The organism is Rothia sp. HMSC072B03, assembly GCF_001809565.1.
In the GTDB taxonomy this organism is placed as follows: domain Bacteria; phylum Actinomycetota; class Actinomycetes; order Actinomycetales; family Micrococcaceae; genus Rothia; species Rothia mucilaginosa_A.
This window is the reverse complement of sequence record NZ_KV797969.1, coordinates 368,046-383,047: the sequence shown is the minus strand read 5'-3', so window position 1 is coordinate 383,047 and position 15,002 is coordinate 368,046. Positions and strand designations below refer to the sequence as shown.

Annotated in this window: 14 protein-coding genes; 3 read left to right on the top strand and 11 right to left on the bottom strand. The window is 59.7% G+C overall.

Going from position 1 to position 15,002, the window contains the following annotated elements:
* Positions 1 to 113: 113 nt before the first annotated feature.
* The 3 genes from HMPREF2630_RS05025 to glmS all read right to left on the bottom strand — a co-directional run bounded on the left by HMPREF2630_RS05025 (position 114) and on the right by glmS (position 4,368).
* Positions 114 to 1,700 carry a bifunctional ADP-dependent NAD(P)H-hydrate dehydratase/NAD(P)H-hydrate epimerase gene (locus HMPREF2630_RS05025; protein ID WP_070483663.1) on the bottom strand — a complete coding sequence of 529 codons (1,587 nt, stop codon included), beginning with the start codon at positions 1,698 to 1,700 and terminating at the stop codon, positions 114 to 116.
* 92 nt (positions 1,701 to 1,792) lie between these two features.
* A complete protein-coding gene (locus HMPREF2630_RS05020; RefSeq protein WP_049331954.1) occupies positions 1,793 to 2,233 on the bottom strand; it encodes a holo-ACP synthase in 441 nt (146 codons plus the stop codon).
* A 251-nt stretch (positions 2,234 to 2,484) separates the two neighbouring features.
* Positions 2,485 to 4,368: a glutamine--fructose-6-phosphate transaminase (isomerizing) gene (glmS, locus tag HMPREF2630_RS05015; protein WP_049331952.1), complete on the bottom strand. Its 1,884-nt coding sequence runs from the start codon at positions 4,366 to 4,368 to the stop codon at positions 2,485 to 2,487.
* A 195-nt stretch (positions 4,369 to 4,563) separates the two neighbouring features.
* On the opposite strand from glmS, the gene coaA reads away from it, so the two are divergent.
* From coaA to mscL, 3 genes are all read left to right on the top strand, one after another.
* Positions 4,564 to 5,520 carry a type I pantothenate kinase gene (coaA, locus tag HMPREF2630_RS05010; RefSeq protein ID WP_049331950.1) on the top strand — a complete coding sequence of 319 codons (957 nt, stop codon included), beginning with the start codon at positions 4,564 to 4,566 and terminating at the stop codon, positions 5,518 to 5,520.
* A gap of 50 nt (positions 5,521 to 5,570) precedes the next feature.
* Positions 5,571 to 6,473, top strand: a complete 903-nt coding sequence (locus HMPREF2630_RS05005) for a M15 family metallopeptidase (RefSeq protein WP_070483661.1) — start codon at positions 5,571 to 5,573, stop codon at positions 6,471 to 6,473.
* A 270-nt stretch (positions 6,474 to 6,743) separates the two neighbouring features.
* Complete coding sequence (mscL, locus tag HMPREF2630_RS05000) at positions 6,744 to 7,124, top strand: large conductance mechanosensitive channel protein MscL (RefSeq protein ID WP_012903069.1); 381 nt, start codon at positions 6,744 to 6,746, stop codon at positions 7,122 to 7,124.
* Positions 7,125 to 7,300: 176 nt separating this feature from the next.
* Here mscL and glmM read toward each other — a convergent pair whose 3' ends face one another.
* The 8 genes from glmM to rpsK form a co-directional block, all read right to left on the bottom strand.
* Positions 7,301 to 8,659 carry a phosphoglucosamine mutase gene (glmM, locus tag HMPREF2630_RS04995; protein WP_070483659.1) on the bottom strand — a complete coding sequence of 453 codons (1,359 nt, stop codon included), beginning with the start codon at positions 8,657 to 8,659 and terminating at the stop codon, positions 7,301 to 7,303.
* A gap of 231 nt (positions 8,660 to 8,890) precedes the next feature.
* Positions 8,891 to 9,958 (bottom strand): polyphosphate kinase 2, encoded by a 1,068-nt coding sequence (gene ppk2, locus HMPREF2630_RS04990; protein WP_070483657.1) that lies wholly within the window; start codon positions 9,956 to 9,958, stop codon positions 8,891 to 8,893.
* Between the two features lie 235 nt (positions 9,959 to 10,193).
* Entirely contained in the window at positions 10,194 to 10,685 is a 492-nt protein-coding gene (gene rpsI / locus HMPREF2630_RS04985; protein WP_049331941.1) for a 30S ribosomal protein S9, read from the bottom strand.
* Positions 10,686 to 10,716: 31 nt separating this feature from the next.
* The gene (gene rplM, locus HMPREF2630_RS04980) at positions 10,717 to 11,160 is read right to left on the bottom strand and encodes a 50S ribosomal protein L13 (RefSeq protein WP_005505035.1); all 444 of its coding nucleotides are present in this window, start codon (positions 11,158 to 11,160) and stop codon (positions 10,717 to 10,719) included.
* Between the two features lie 366 nt (positions 11,161 to 11,526).
* On the bottom strand, positions 11,527 to 12,495 hold the full coding sequence (gene truA / locus HMPREF2630_RS04975) for a tRNA pseudouridine(38-40) synthase TruA (protein WP_070483655.1): 969 nt from the start codon (positions 12,493 to 12,495) through the stop codon (positions 11,527 to 11,529).
* Positions 12,496 to 12,636: 141 nt separating this feature from the next.
* Complete coding sequence (rplQ, locus tag HMPREF2630_RS04970) at positions 12,637 to 13,305, bottom strand: 50S ribosomal protein L17, sunset domain variant (protein ID WP_049331938.1); 669 nt, start codon at positions 13,303 to 13,305, stop codon at positions 12,637 to 12,639.
* A 105-nt stretch (positions 13,306 to 13,410) separates the two neighbouring features.
* A complete protein-coding gene (locus HMPREF2630_RS04965) occupies positions 13,411 to 14,403 on the bottom strand; it encodes a DNA-directed RNA polymerase subunit alpha (RefSeq protein ID WP_049343386.1) in 993 nt (330 codons plus the stop codon).
* Positions 14,404 to 14,539: 136 nt separating this feature from the next.
* Positions 14,540 to 14,947 carry a 30S ribosomal protein S11 gene (rpsK, locus tag HMPREF2630_RS04960; RefSeq protein ID WP_005505028.1) on the bottom strand — a complete coding sequence of 136 codons (408 nt, stop codon included), beginning with the start codon at positions 14,945 to 14,947 and terminating at the stop codon, positions 14,540 to 14,542.
* Positions 14,948 to 15,002 lie beyond the last annotated feature (55 nt).

Genomic DNA, 15,002 nt, shown 5'->3' with positions numbered 1-15,002 from the left:
TGGGCGTGAACCCGTTGGGTTCACGCCCCTTCTACGTTTATCTGCCGCCGTATTCATGCTGCGATTGAAAGCCTCAATCGTTTAGGCAGTGGGCCGCGCGGGAGATTCTTTCCCTAATCCGCGAGGAGTCGTGCGATTACCTCCGGCAACATCTGAGCCACTCGAGTGGCGGGTGCGGGCCCATCCAGGGGGTCTGCGGTATTTCCGGTGACGCTGGCTCGGGCGGCCTGACCGTGCAGGTAGACGGCGAGGGCGCCCACTGCGGAGTAGGTGCACACCTCGATGGGCTCGTCGCCGGCGTTGAGCACTGCAATGGTTTGGGCCAGCAGAGCGCCGTAGATACCGGTTAGGGTATCTCCGCTACCGGCGGTGGCCAGCCAGGGGGTTCCGCCGGCCACGCTGTAGGTGGCGCCGTTGGGGGCCGCGATAATCGTGTATCCGCCCTTGAGCATGACGGTTGCGCCGGAGAGCTCGGAGGCGGCACGCGCCCAGCGGAAGGGTTCAGCGTCGATATCGCGGCGGCTGGGCACGATGGCATCCCCCAGATGAGCTTCCCAATCGCTGGGAGCAACCTCGTGCACGATGCGCAGGAAGCGTTCAAGCTCGCCGGCGTGCGGGGTCAGAATCTTGTGGGGTCCGAGGCGCTTACCGGTGGCCAGGTATTCAGCGGCCAGATCGCAGGCACCGGCATCCAGGATGGCTGGCTCCGGTGCGTGCAGTAGGTAGCGGTTCTTATCCAGCGAGTCGTGGCCGGATCCGGAGCCACCGGCCCATACGGTCACCCGCTGCACTGCGGGGGTTCCGGAGAAGTAGACGGCCTCGGGGTTGTGGGCAATCATGAGCTGGCGTAGCTCGTGGGAGTTCGTGCCAAAACGTACCATACCCACGCCGCAATTGAGCGCGGCGCGCACGCTCATCAGGGCCGCCCCCGGGTACTCGAGGCTTCCGGTGAGCATACCGAGCACCCCGCGGGTGTACTTATGAGAGTGGGCGTTGGGGACCTCGAGGGTATCGCGGAAGTCTTGTCGTTCCATGACGCGCATGGCGGGCTTGAAGCGGTTGAGGGCTTCCGGCACACCTAGGGTGTAGAGCTTAACGTCGCCGGCGTGCTCGCTGTGAACGGTTCCGAGCGGTAGCTTACGGCCGATGAAGGTGACGGTGCGGTCAGCGCGCAGAACGGGTTCGTGAACGGTCCCTCGGTTGTTGTCGATACCAGAGGGGGTGTCAACGGCAAGCACTCGGCCGAGGCGGCCCTTCTTCTGGGTTGCGCACAGGGTACGCAGGAACTCCCCCGCTTCTCCTCGCACGGCGCCGCTCGAGCCAGTTCCGAGGATGCCGTCAATGATGAGGTCGTATTCCTTCACCTGTTCCAGGGCTTTGGCGGGGTCGAGCACCCGCGTGCCTTCGCCGCCCTCACGGGCGATAAGCTCTAGGTTCTTTTCGCTGGGTTCGAAGACCACGGCGTCCACACGGTGCCCGTTAGCGCTCAGCCGAGCGCCGGCATAAACGGTGTCAGATCCGTTGTTGCCCGGGCCAACGAGCAGGAGTACGGAGGCTCCCTGTCGGCCATCGAGCAGGCCAATGGCTTCGGTAGCGACCGCGTCGGCGGCACGCTGCATAAGGTAGCCGTCGTAGTCGGGTGCCTCGATGTAGGGCTTTTCCGCTTCGCGAATCTGGGATGCGGTGTAGATAAGCTTCATTGCTGTCTCCTTAGTGGCGGCGGATGGACCGGGGTGCCGCGGGGCGCGGCGGGTGGGACCTGCGGCTAAACGATGGCGCGAAGAATCCTCTTCTACCCCTCGTCAGCGGAGGTTTCGGTGATGACGCTGAGCCGGTAGCTTTCGGGGTTGAACTTCCGCAGGTGCTCCAGCTCGGCGTCGCTCAGATACTCTGCGGTAGCGATGGCAATAGCCATGGGCTCATCGTGGGTGAGTGAAAGGTGGATGCGGTTAATCCCGAGCTTTCGAGCGCGGTCGGCGATAGTACCGCGAATGATGAGGTAGGGCTGCCCGCTTTCGGCGGTGGCGACCTCGCAGTCCTGCCAGTTGAGCCCGGCGGGCGCTCCGAGAACCTTGGCGACGGCTTCCTTGGCGGCGAATCGCACAGCTTGGGAACGCACGTTACGGCTTCGCTCGTTGGGGGTGAAAATGCGGCGTACGAAGGCCGGCGTTTCGGTGATGATCCGTTCGAAACGCTCAATATTGACGGTATCTACGCCGATTCCCATGATCATGAGGTACACCTTCCCTTGGCGGGTACTACGGCCGCGGTCGTTGCGGCTTCTCTTGTTTTAAGTCTAGCGAGCTTCCACGCTTCTGTGCGGCTAAGCGTCAAATATGACGCGTTTCAAATCTCCTGACGTTCCTGTTCGGTTACTCTGCGCGTTGTCTTGTACTCGTCATTCGGATAAATGCAAAGGGCGGTGGTTGAGTTCCCTAGGGAACTCAACCACCGCCCAAGCGTTACAGCGTTCGAGCCGTGTGATTACTCCACGGTCACTGACTTTGCGAGGTTACGCGGCTGGTCAACGTCCAGGCCCTTGGCTTCAGCCAGTGCGCATGCGAAGATCTGCAGGGGCACGGTTGCCAGCAGCGGCTGCAGCAGCGAGGGGCATGCCGGGACGGTGATGAGGCGGTCTGCGTAGGGCTTGACTGCCTCGTCGCCTTCCTCAGCAATGACGATGGTGAAGGCGCCGCGAGCGCGTACCTCCTGGATGTTGGAGACGACCTTGCCGTGCAGGGAGTCGCGTCCGCTTGCGGAGGGAACCACAATAATCACGGGCTGACCCTCGTCAATCAGAGCGATCGGGCCGTGCTTGAGCTCGCCAGCGGCGAAGCCTTCAGCGTGGATGTAGGTGATCTCCTTGAGCTTGAGTGCGCCCTCCATAGCAACGGGGAAGCCCACGTGGCGGCCGAGGAAGATGACGGAGGAGGCATCCTTCATCTCGACGCCCAGTTCCTTAACCGGTGCGTCGTTGTCGATGACCTTCTGAATCTTCTCGGGCATCTGCTGCAGCTCAGAGAGGATCGAAGCAATCTCGTCCTTGTACTTGTTGCCGCGCAGCTGTGCCAGGTACAGGCCGAGCAGGTATGCTGCGGTAATCTGTGCCAGGAACGCCTTGGTCGAGGCCACTGCGATTTCGGGGCCGGCGTGGGTGTACAGCGCGGCGTCGGATTCGCGGGGCAGGGTCGAACCGTGGGTGTTGCAGATGGAGATAACCTTTGCGCCCTGTTCGCGTGCGTGGCGCACGGCCATCAGGGTGTCCATGGTTTCGCCAGACTGCGAGAGGGCCACAATCAGGGTCTTCTCGTTCACGATCGGGTCGCGGTAGCGGAACTCGTGGGCGAGCTCAACCTCGGTGGGGATACGGCACCAGTGTTCGATGGCGTAGCGTGCCACCTGGCCCGCGTATGCGGCGGTACCGCAAGCAACCACGATGATCTTGTCAATCGAGCGCAGCACCGAGTCGTCGATGTTCAGCTCGTCGAGGGTCAGATTACCATTCTCGTCGAGGCGGCCCATGAGGGTCTGCTCAACGGCGGTCGGCTGCTCGTGGATTTCCTTCTCCATGAAGGAGTTGTAGCCGCCCTTTTCGGCTGCGGCTGCGTCCCACTCGATGTGGAAGGGCTTACCCTCTGCGGGATTGCCCTCGAAGTCGATAATCGAGTAGTCGGTTGCGGTGATGGTCACGATCTGGTCCTGACCCATCTCCACGGCTTCCTTGGTGTAGTCGATGAACGCGGAGACGTCCGAACCGAGGAAGTTCTCGTTGCGGCCCAGGCCAATCACCAGCGGAGAGTTGCGGCGGGTTGCCACAACACGGTCCGGGTGGTCGGCGTGGATAGCCAGGATGGTGAAGGCACCCTCGAGGCGGTTGGAGGCGATACGCACGGCCTCGGTGAGGTCACCGGTACCGAGCTTGTTGTAGATGCTTGCGATAGTTGCGGCGGCTACCTCAGTGTCAGTCTGAGAAGTGAACTCCACGCCCTCGGCGAGCAGCTCAGCACGCAGTTCTGCAAAGTTTTCGATAATACCGTTGTGGACGACGGCGAGGCGGCCGTTGTCAACAACGTGGGGGTGAGCGTTGACGTCGGTGGGTCCACCGTGGGTTGCCCAACGGGTGTGACCGATACCAATCTGGGATTCCGGCAGGGGGTGTTCCTTAACCTCGTTCTCGAGGTTCAGGAGCTTGCCTGCCTTCTTACGGAATTCGATACCGTCGGGGCACACCAGTGCCACGCCAGCAGAGTCATAGCCGCGGTATTCCTGGCGGCGCAGACCTTCGAGGACCACATCGTATGCGTTGTGGTCAAACTTGTTACCGTCCGGAGCAGTGTCCAGACCTACATATCCTACGATTCCACACATGCTATAAGTTTATCTCATGGTCCAGGTTATCCGCGCAGGGTGAAAATCTGTTATTCGTCACGCTGGGAGCCATTTTTCTAACGCATCTTTTATTCTCTTTTGCTGCGTCCTCCCTTATTTCTTTACGCTTCTCTTTTGCCGGGTTTTATCCGATTGTATTTTCCCCGTGGACGTAAAGTTCGTACACTTGTATAAATGAGCTCCGCACCGTATTTTTCCGGCGATGACCGCTTTATGCGTCTCGACCGCTCTCGCTGGTCGCACCTGGCCGATGAGATTTCCGTTCCCCTCAGCGCAGAGGAGATTGAGTCCCTGCGCGGCCTGGGCGAAACAGTTGACCTCGAGGAGGTTCGGCGTATCTATCTGCCTATTTCACGTCTTCTGAACCTCTACGTCACCGCGGCGTCTTCCCTAAACCACATGACGAATGATTTTCTGCATCTGTCCCAGCGCAGGGTACCGTTTATTATCGGCGTGGCGGGCTCGGTCGCCGTGGGAAAATCAACCACGGCACGCATCCTACAAGCGCTTTTGAGCCGCTGGCCCTCCACTCCAAACGTCCAGCTGGTGACGACGGACGGATTTCTATACCCCAAGGCGGAGTTGCAGCGACGCGGCATCATGCACCGCAAGGGATTCCCGGAGTCCTACGATCGTCGAGCCCTGCTGGAGTTCGTTTCTAGGGTCAAGGCGGGCGCTGAGCGTGTCACGGCACCGAAGTATTCGCATCTGTACTACGACATCATCCCCGACGAGCGCATTGAGGTAACCGCCCCGGATGTCCTTATCCTCGAGGGTCTGAATGTCCTGGCTCCTTCGCACGCGGAGGGCCCGGAAACCTCCGATCTGACCCTCAGCGATTTCTTTGATTTTTCCATTTACGTGGATGCGCGCACCGAGGATATTGAGCGTTGGTACGTCGACCGTTTTCTGGCCTTGCGTTCTTCCGCTTTTACGAATCCCGAGTCTTATTTCAAGCGATATGCCGAGCTTAATGATGAGCAGGCCGTTGAGGTAGCAACGGGTATTTGGAAAAGCGTGAATGAGCCAAACCTCGTACAAAATATATTGCCCACCCGTGCTCGCGCCCACCTTATTCTTCAGAAAGGTCCGGAGCATACGGTGGATCAGGTTCTTTTGCGCAAGAATTAGTCCACCCCGCCTAACACAATACGTACGAATAGTTATCTTCAGGAGCTACCGTGGGACCGCACCCGCATCATCACCACTCTTCGCCTTTTCACAGCATCATGACCCGCCGCGCCGCTCTGAGCGTGGCGTTGGGCTCTGTCGGTTCGATTCTGCTGGCCGCCTGTGGCACCCAGGGCTCCGAGGGCTCTTCTGCATCTTCTACGGGTTCCTCCCCTGCCTCGTCGCCGAGCGTTTCCCCCCTTGCCTCCTCTTCATCTGCCGCAGGCTCCGCTACCCCGACCGCGAGCGCTACGCCGTCGGATTCGCCGAGCGTGACGCCGAGCGGCTCTCCGTCAGAATCGCAGGCTGCCTCTGCTTCTCCGGCGACTGCTCATCCGAGCGTGGAGTCATCGCCCGAATCTTTGCGTTGCCTGGTGAATAAGATGCGCCCCTTCGCCCAGATAGATTGGGAGCCGAACGACCTCGTGGATTTCGAGGGTCAACAATTGCGGGCAGAGGCCGCGCGGGCCGCGCACACCATGATGGATGCGGCCAAGGCCGAGGGCGTCACCCTCACGGTCTCGAGCGCGTACCGCTCCTACGCGGTGCAGCAACAAACCTATCAGCACTGGGTTTCGGTCAACGGCCAGCGGTTGGCGGATCAGCTTTCGGCCCGTCCCGGTTATTCGGAGCACCAGACGGGCCTTGCCATCGATTTTTCTTCCCCCGAGGGATGTCGCCTGGAGGAGTGCTACGAAGACACCCGGGCCGGACGCTGGCTGGCTAAGAACGCCCCGAACTATGGGTTTATCCTGCGTTTCCCCAAGGGTCAGCAGGCCATTACGGGCTACCTCTTTGAGCCCTGGCATTACCGCTACCTGGGGAAGGACCTTGCCTCGCGATACACGGTATCCGGCGCCGGCACCTTGGAGGAGTTCTTGGGAACCGGCGCGGCCCCCGATTATGCCTCATAGATGCTTCCATTTTTGGTACCTACTGAGTTTCTACTTTCCCGCTCAAAGGGAGAAATCAACCGGTTTTAATTCGGTATTTTTGATACATATTTAAACTCCCAAACGGCTTATTTGCAGCCCCCCGAGGGCCCTTTATCCCCATTTAGTGTGACTCAAACCTTAAGGTTGAGCCCCTCAACCTTGCAATGTGAAGAAAAACACATACTTTACGGCGAAAGTTTTCCCACAAATTGTTATTTTGAGCATCGATTAGCCGCTATTCTATATCTCATGCTTAAGGGTTTTAAAGATTTTGTAATCCGCGGTAACGTCATCGACCTCGCAGTTGGTCTGATTATGGGTACCGCCTTCACCGCTGTGGTGACCTCGCTTGTCCAGGCCGTCCTGATGCCGGCTATCTCCATGCTGGTTGGCTCCCCCAACTTCGACAACTTCCTGGTCTTCGGCCAGATCAAGGTTGGCGTGTTCCTAACCGCTATTGTCAACTTCATCCTGATTGCAGTTGCTGTCTACTTCGCAGTTGTTGTGCCCACTCAGAAGCTGACTGAACTCGCGCTGGCTAAGAAGAAGGCTGAAGACGAGGCTGTTGAAAAGGAAGAGACCGAGCTTGACCTCCTGAAGGAGATCCGCGACGCTCTGGCAAAGAAGTAATTTCTCTGCTCTCTACCACTAATTTTTTAGACCCCCGTATCCCCTGTGGATACGGGGGTTTTCCGTATCCTCGTCCCCCCCTCCCCCGCCCAAGATAACGAAGAAGGGCTGGGAAGGTAACACCTTCCCAGCCCTTCTCTATCCTCCATTGCGGTCTTCGCACCGGAAGGATACGTTTAGAGTGCCAGTTCCTTAGCCACAACGCCAGCCAGCTGCTGAGCAACCTCATCAGCCTGCTCCTGGGTTGCAGCTTCAACCATCACGCGGACCAGAGGCTCGGTGCCGGATGCACGCAGCAGCACGCGGCCGCTCTCGCCCAGTACGCCTTCAGCCTCGCTCACAGCGGTAGCGAGCGCCTCGTTGGTCTTGACCGCCGCACGGTCAACGCCCTTGACGTTGATTAGACGCTGCGGGGTGGGTTGCATACGCGATGCCAGCTCCGAGAGGGTCTGACCGCTACGAGCCACCTCTGCAGCCAGCTGGATGCCGGTCAGAACGCCGTCACCGGTGGTTGCGTAGTCGCTCATGATGACGTGGCCGGACTGCTCGCCGCCAAGGTTGTAGCCGTGCTCGCGCATAGACTCGAGGACGTAGCGGTCACCCACGGCGGTGCGCTCAAGGTTAATGCCGTGCTCGCGCAGGTACAGTTCCAGGCCCAGGCTGCTCATCACGGTTGCGACGAGGGTGTCCTTGGCGAGCTTGCCTTCGCGCTTGGCGGCAACGGCAAGGATTGCCATAATCTGGTCGCCATCCACCAGGTTGCCCTTCTCGTCCACCGCCTGGCAGCGGTCGGAGTCGCCGTCGTGCGCAATACCGAGGTTCGCGCCGTGCTCAACCACGGCTGCCTGCAGCTTCTCGGGGTGGGTGGAGCCCACGCCGTCGTTGATGTTGGTACCGTCGGGATCAACAGCCAGGGCAATGACCTCGGCGCCCAGTGCTTCAAAAGCAGCCGGAGATGCCGCGTAGGCCGCACCGTTTGCGCAGTCCAGAACAATCTTCTGACCGGCCAGGGGCTTGTCCTCAGAGAGGGTAGAGACCAGGTGCTTCACGTAGGCCTCGGTACCGTTTTCCAGGGGCTTGACGGTGCCCACAGCGCCACCAGTCGGGTAGCGGAAGGCCTTCTCGCGGTAGACGCGCTCGATAGCGTCCTCAACGGAGTCCTCCAGCTTCTGACCGCCACGGGCCAGGAACTTAATGCCGTTGTCCGCTGCGGGATTGTGCGATGCAGAAATCATCACGCCGAAGTCGGCACCGGTGTGCGCCACCAGGTAGGCTGCTGCGGGGGTGGGGACGATACCGGCATCCAGCACGTCAACGCCTGCGCTAGCGAAACCAGCCTTCATCGCAGAGACGATAAAGTCTGCAGAGGATCGGGAGTCATTTGCAATCACGGCACGGGGACGTACGCCCTCTTCTACCGTGTCAAAACCCAGCACAATAGAGGCCGCCTGAGCGAGCTCCATAGCGAGGGCGGGGGTAATTACATCGTTTGCCAGACCGCGTACGCCGTCGGTTCCAAAAAGTCGTTCAGTCACCCTTTTATTTTACGATGCGCGTAAGTTTCTCCGCGCCCATACACCGCATTTTCTTCAGAATCAGAAAGTGATTTTCAGCGGCTACATATATGCTTCATAGCTAATGTTTCTATAGACACGCAAAGGTGCCTGCTCTCAGTTAAAAGAGAGGCAGGCACCTTCACAGTACAAGCTGTTTGTCGGTTATATCGCCGCAGGGTTGAGTTGCTGCTCTTCCCTATCTATCAACGCTTACTTGACGACGGGGAAGCCGTCGGGCGAGTCGCCAGACTCATCCTCAAAAACGTCGGATGCGGAGCGAACGATCAGCGAGTCAAGCTCGCCCACGACTGCCTCGTCCTTGGAGGGGTAATCGAACTGCGAGAGCACGTAACGCATTGCTTCCAGACGTGCGCGCTTCTTGTCGTTCGACTTGATAACGGTCCAGGGGGCGTCACCGGTGTGGGTGTAGAAGAACATTGCTTCCTTTGCCGCGGTGTAGTCGTCCCACTTGTCCAGGGATGCCAGGTCGGTGGGGGAAAGCTTCCACTGGCGTACCGGGTCGGTACGGCGGGAGGTGAAGCGTGCGAGCTGCTCTTCGCGGGTGACGGAGAACCAGAACTTGATGATGTGGATACCGGAGTTCACCAGCATGCGCTCCAGGTCCGGAACTTCGCGCATAAACTCGAAGTACTGTGCCTGGGTGCAGTAACCCATAACGCGCTCAACGCCGGCGCGGTTGTACCAGGAGCGGTCCATCAGGACGATTTCGCCGCCGGAGGGCAGGTGCTTAATGTAACGCTGGAAGTACCACTGGGTCTGCTCGATGTCGGTCGGCTTCTCCAGTGCCACAACGCGAGCGCCACGGGGGTTCAGGTGCTCGGTGAAGCGCTTGATGGAGCCACCCTTACCTGCTGCGTCACGACCTTCGAAGATGATAAGGATCTTCTGACCGGTGGACTTAGCCCAGAGCTGCAGCTTCAGCAGCTCAATCTGCAGGGCGCGCTTTTCCTTCTCGTATGCCTTACGGCTGAGCTTGGTGTCGTAGGGGTAGCCCTTCTTCCATGCTTGCGAGGTTTCGTCGTCCTTCTTGTCCTTGCCGAGGGCGCGGGTGAGGGAAGCCATTTCGTCCAGCTCTGCCGAGTAGTCTTCGACAACGGAGGTACGGCGTGCCTGGGGCTTCAGGGCTTCCTTAATGGCTTGTTTCTTCTCAGAACCGGTGTGTGCGTGTGCGCCTCCAGCAGCGTGCTGGTGGACTTCAGTCTGAGGAGCCTCCACTGCCTTCTCTGCGGGCTGGGTGGAGGGATTCTGCTCTGCCATGAGTGCTCTTTTCTTCCTGTCTGCTTTGACTCTTTAACTCTACCGGCAGGCACAAAATGTACCAAACGTAACAGTTAGGGGCACCCTATACCCTAGAGAGGAAATCGTCCGAGAGCTCTCGGCGGAGCAGACGAGACCCCAATTCCTCCCCCAGTTCTCAGAGTTCAATCCGGGTACGCAAAACGCCCCGCTCTCTAGGGAGAGACGGGGCGTAACGCTTCGTGAAAACCAGCGATTAACGCTTGGAGAACTGCGAAGCCTTGCGTGCCTTCTTAAGACCAGCCTTCTTACGCTCAATGACGCGTGCGTCACGGGTCAGGTAGCCAGCCTTCTTCAGTGCGGGGCGGTTGTTCTCGCGGTCGATCTCGTTCAGTGCACGAGCGATACCCAGGCGCAGAGCACCTGCCTGGCCGGAGGGGCCACCACCGTTGATGCGTGCGATGACGTCGTATGCGCCCTCAAGCTCGAGGAGCTTGAAGGGCTGGTTGACGTCCTGCTGGTGCAGCTTGTTGGGGAAGTAGTCGTCCAGGCTACGGCCGTTGATGGTCCAGTTGCCGGAACCGGGCACAACGCGAACGCGTGCCACTGCTTCCTTGCGGCGACCAACTGCTGCGCCTGCAACAGTCAGGGCCGGGCGTGCTGCCTTAGCCGCTGCGGGAGCAGCGGACTCCGAGGTGTAGCTGGTCAGCTCTTCCTCGACTACGATCAGCTCTTCGTTCTGAGCCACGATTTCTCCTATTGTTTCTCGTAGGCCCGAATTACTGGGCGACCTGGTTGAATTCGTAGGTCTTGGGCTGCTGTGCCGCGTGCGGGTGCTCGGGGCCAGCGTAGACCTTCAGCTTCTTGAGCTGCTGTGCAGCAAGCTTGTTCTTGGGCAGCATGCCCTTGACAGCCTTCTCAACCGCGCGAACGGGGTTGGTCTCAAGCAGCTCTGCGTAGTTCACGGACTTCAGACCGCCGGGGTAACCCGAGTGGCGGTATGCACGCTTCTGCTCGAGCTTTGCACCGGTCAGGGCGACCTTCTCAGCGTTCACGATGATAACGAAGTCACCGGTGTCAACGTGGGGAGCAAAAGTCGGCTTGTGCTTACCGCGCAGCAGGATAGCGGTCTGGCTTGCGAGGCGGCCGAGAACAACGTCGGTGGCGTCAATGACGTGCCACTGGCGCTCGACTTCGCCGGGCTTAGGAGTATAAGTGCGCAAAATATTGGCCTTTGTCTCGAAATGTACATACGGCGCTTAGTTGGGTATCGCGCCTTTTACTTACGTGCATGACGAACACCCGGGTGAGGACCGAGCTGCCGCCCGTTCTGCCCGTACTCTAGACCGCCTTAACGTCCTGCAACTAGACAGCGGTTAGAGCGCGCTCGGGTAGAACACGCACAACATATCAAGACTATACAGGACGGGACGGCCTTAATCCACCGCCTTCACCTTAAAAATCGGGGTTTTTGGCTTAAAACACGTTTTAAATTCCATCTGTGTAATTCGAATGGTGGAGCTTAGGGCCCGGCGGCCAGGTGAAGGTCCCTCTCCCTCTCTTTCCCTCCCCTGCGTTGAACGTTATTGCTAGGTCAGCTCGCTTTCCTCACGACGAGAGCGAGCCCTCTCAGCCTGCGTTCCGTAAAGCTCGGGATGCGGGTAGTAAATCTCCGCCAGAGCCAAGGCATGCGGAGGTGCCAGAGTCAGCGATGCCTCGCGCCCGGGATTCTCAATCCGCTCACGCAGCCAAGCCGCATCGCGCCTACCCGTACCGTACAGTACCAGGGCGCCGACGAGGGAACGCACCATGTGGTGGCAAAAAGCGTCGGCAACTACCCGCACCTCGATGATCCCGCTATCGTTGCGGCTAAAGCTCAGCTCCCGTAGCTCACGAATCGTGGTCGCGCCCTCGCGCGGTTTGCAGAAAGAAAGGAAATCTCGCAGGCCCAGTAGCTGGGTTGTGGCCTCGTTGAGCTGCCTACAATCCAGCGGCTCTGCAACAGCCCAGGTGTAGGTACGGTGCAGAGGATTAAGACCGTCCGCCGCGCCATCTGCAATGCGATATACGTAGCGGCGACCGGTAGCCGAGAATCGCGCATCAAATTCGAAAGGCACCTCGCTTACCGAGTGCACCTGAATCGCCCCCTGCAGAATACCGGCCAGGTTTTTTGGAAGGCCGAGGCGTTCCTCCGCGTCGTAGAGGCAACGCCGCAGAGCACCCTGCAGGCGGCGTGCCAGCGCGGGGGCCGGGTCGTCATCCCCGGTACGTCCCTTCAGACGATCCCAATCAGCCTCGGTCAAGTCGCAGTGTACGGTCTGCGCCTCGGCATGCACTCCGGCGTCAGTACGACCTGCAACCACCACACGATGCGGGCTACGCAGAATAAGCTCCAGCGCGCTCTCGAGCACACCCTGTACAGTAACCAGGTGTGGCTGAGCCGCCCAGCCGCTGAAGAGCGAACCGTCGTAGGCACAATCAATGCGCACGCGATGTGCAGCCACCAGGGGCCTTTCGACGGAACTATTTTCGGGTACGCCCTCTGATACGTTGAGCATAAATGCCTTTCGACGGTCGGTACGTTCGTGGAAGTAGCTCCATGATGCTTCGGTCAGATGTAGATACGCCGATCCGCCGCCCGCAGAAGCGGACGGCGGATCGGCAATATTTAGGCTAGGCCTACGTCAGAGGAATCCGAATTACTCGGACACCTTCTGAGCTGCTGCGCCACCGGCGGGGGCGTAACCTGCAGCCTCTGCAGACTCAGCGGAGTCGAACCAGATCTCAGCCTTGGTGCTGGAGTACCAGCGGGAACCGGGCACGTGGTACTTCATGGAGTCGGCGTTACCCTTAACCTCGAAGCCCTCGGGAGCCTCGCCGGACTCCAGGGGTGCGTGGGAACCGGCGGGCTGACCCTCAGCAGCCTCAGCCTTGGGGGCCTCAGCCTTGGGAGCCTCTGCTGCCTTCTCAGCAACCTTGGTTGCCTCGGCAACGGCGCCCTTGGATGCTACGGGCTCCATCACGAGCTCGATGACAGCCATGGGAGCGTTGTCACCCTTGCGGTTACCGATCTTGATGATGCGGGTGTAACCACCGGGGCGCTCTGCCATTGCGGGAGCAATGACGGTGAAGAGCTCGTGCACGACGGACTTGTCGGCAATCGAACGCAGCACGCGACGGCGAGCAGCCAGGTCGCCCTTCTTACCGAAGGTGATGAAGCGCTCAGCCACCGGACGCAGGCGCTTTGCCTTGGTCAGGGTGGTGGTGATGCGCTTGTGCTGGAACAGCTGCGCCGACAGGTTGTTGAGCATGTGGCGCTCGTGGGTCGGGGAACCGCCGAGGCGGGGACCCTTAGTGGGAGTAGGCATAGTTATTTCTCCATAGTTGCGTTCCCTAACGCCCCAGCAGCGGAGCCTCTTAGGGAATCAAGTTTGACTGATCCCGGGAGAACCGGGTGAACTATTCGGCCGAAATTATTCGCCGGAACCGTCTTCGTCATCAAGCGGGCGTGCGGCGGGCTCAAAGCCGGGAGGGGAATCCTTCAGGGCCAGGCCGAGCTCGGTGAGCTTTGCCTTAACCTCGTCAATGGACTTAGCACCGAAGTTACGGATGTCCATCAGGTCAGCTTCGCTGCGGGTCACGAGCTCACCCACGGTGTGGATACCCTCGCGCTTGAGGCAGTTGTAGGAGCGGACGGACATGTTCAGGTCCTCGATCGGCAGGGCCAGATCGGCGGCCATGGACTCGTCGGCGGGCGACGGGCCAACTTCGATACCCTCAGCAGCAATGTTCAGCTCGCGGGCCAGGCCGAAGAGCTCGACCAGGGTGCTGCCGGCAGAGGCAACAGCGTCACGCGGTGCGATGGCTTCCTTGGTCTCGACGTCCAGGGTCAGGCTGTCGAAGTCGGTGCGCTGCTCAACACGGGTTGCGTTCACGCTGAAGGTGACCTTCAGAACCGGAGAGTAGATGGAGTCAACCGGAATACGGCCAATCTCACCGTCGCCGACCTTGTTCTGTGCAGCGGTCACGTAGCCACGACCACGCTCAATAACCAGCTCAGCGTTGAAGTTTGCCGAGGCGTTCAGGGTTGCCAGGTGCAGGTCCGGGTTGTGGATCTCCACGCCGGCGGGAACCTCAATGTCGCCTGCGGTCAGTTCACCTTCGCCCTGCTTGCGCAGGTAGGCTACGACGGGCTCGTCGTTCTCAGAAGAGATGGAGAGCTTCTTGATGTTCAAGATGATCTCGGTGACGTCCTCGGTCACGCCGGGAACAGTGCTGAACTCGTGCAGTACACCATCGATGCGGACGCTGGTAACAGCGGCGCCAGGAATGGAGGACAGCAAAGTACGGCGGAGGGAGTTACCCATGGTGTAGCCGAAACCGGGCTCCAGAGGCTCGATGGTGAAGCGCGAGCGGTTGGGCGCTACGACCTCTTCAGTCAGAGTGGGGCGCTGTGCAATGAGCACTTTGTTTCCTTTCGGTGAGCTCCGCTATATGAGCCCACAGGTTGGGGAAAACATATCTTAGGAAGCAGACGGGTGTCTGTGCTCTCCGGGTACGCTCCGTGGAGTGTACCCGTCGAGGGATTAGGACGAAACCTAATTAGACGCGGCGACGCTTCGGAGGACGGCAGCCGTTGTGTGCAACGGGGGTAACGTCCTGAATCGAACCGACCTCGAGGCCTGCAGCCTGCAGGGAACGGATTGCGGTTTCGCGACCGGAACCGGGGCCCTTGACGAAGACGTCGACCTTGCGGACGCCGTGCTCCTTGGCGCGGTTTGCAGCGGCCTCGGCAGCCAGCTGAGCGGCGTAGGGGGTGGACTTACGGGAGCCCTTGAAGCCCATGTCGCCAGCGGAGGACCAGGAAATCACTGCACCGGTGGGATCGGTGATGGAGACGATGGTGTTGTTGAAGGTCGACTTGATGTGAGCCTGACCAGCAACGATGTTCTTGCTAACCTTGCGGCGGTTGGTCTTACGAGCTGCCGCAGCGCGAGTCTTGGGAGGCATTTTTGATTCTCCTACAAAGGTTTACTAATACGTTGGTCGGGTAGAGATACCCAAC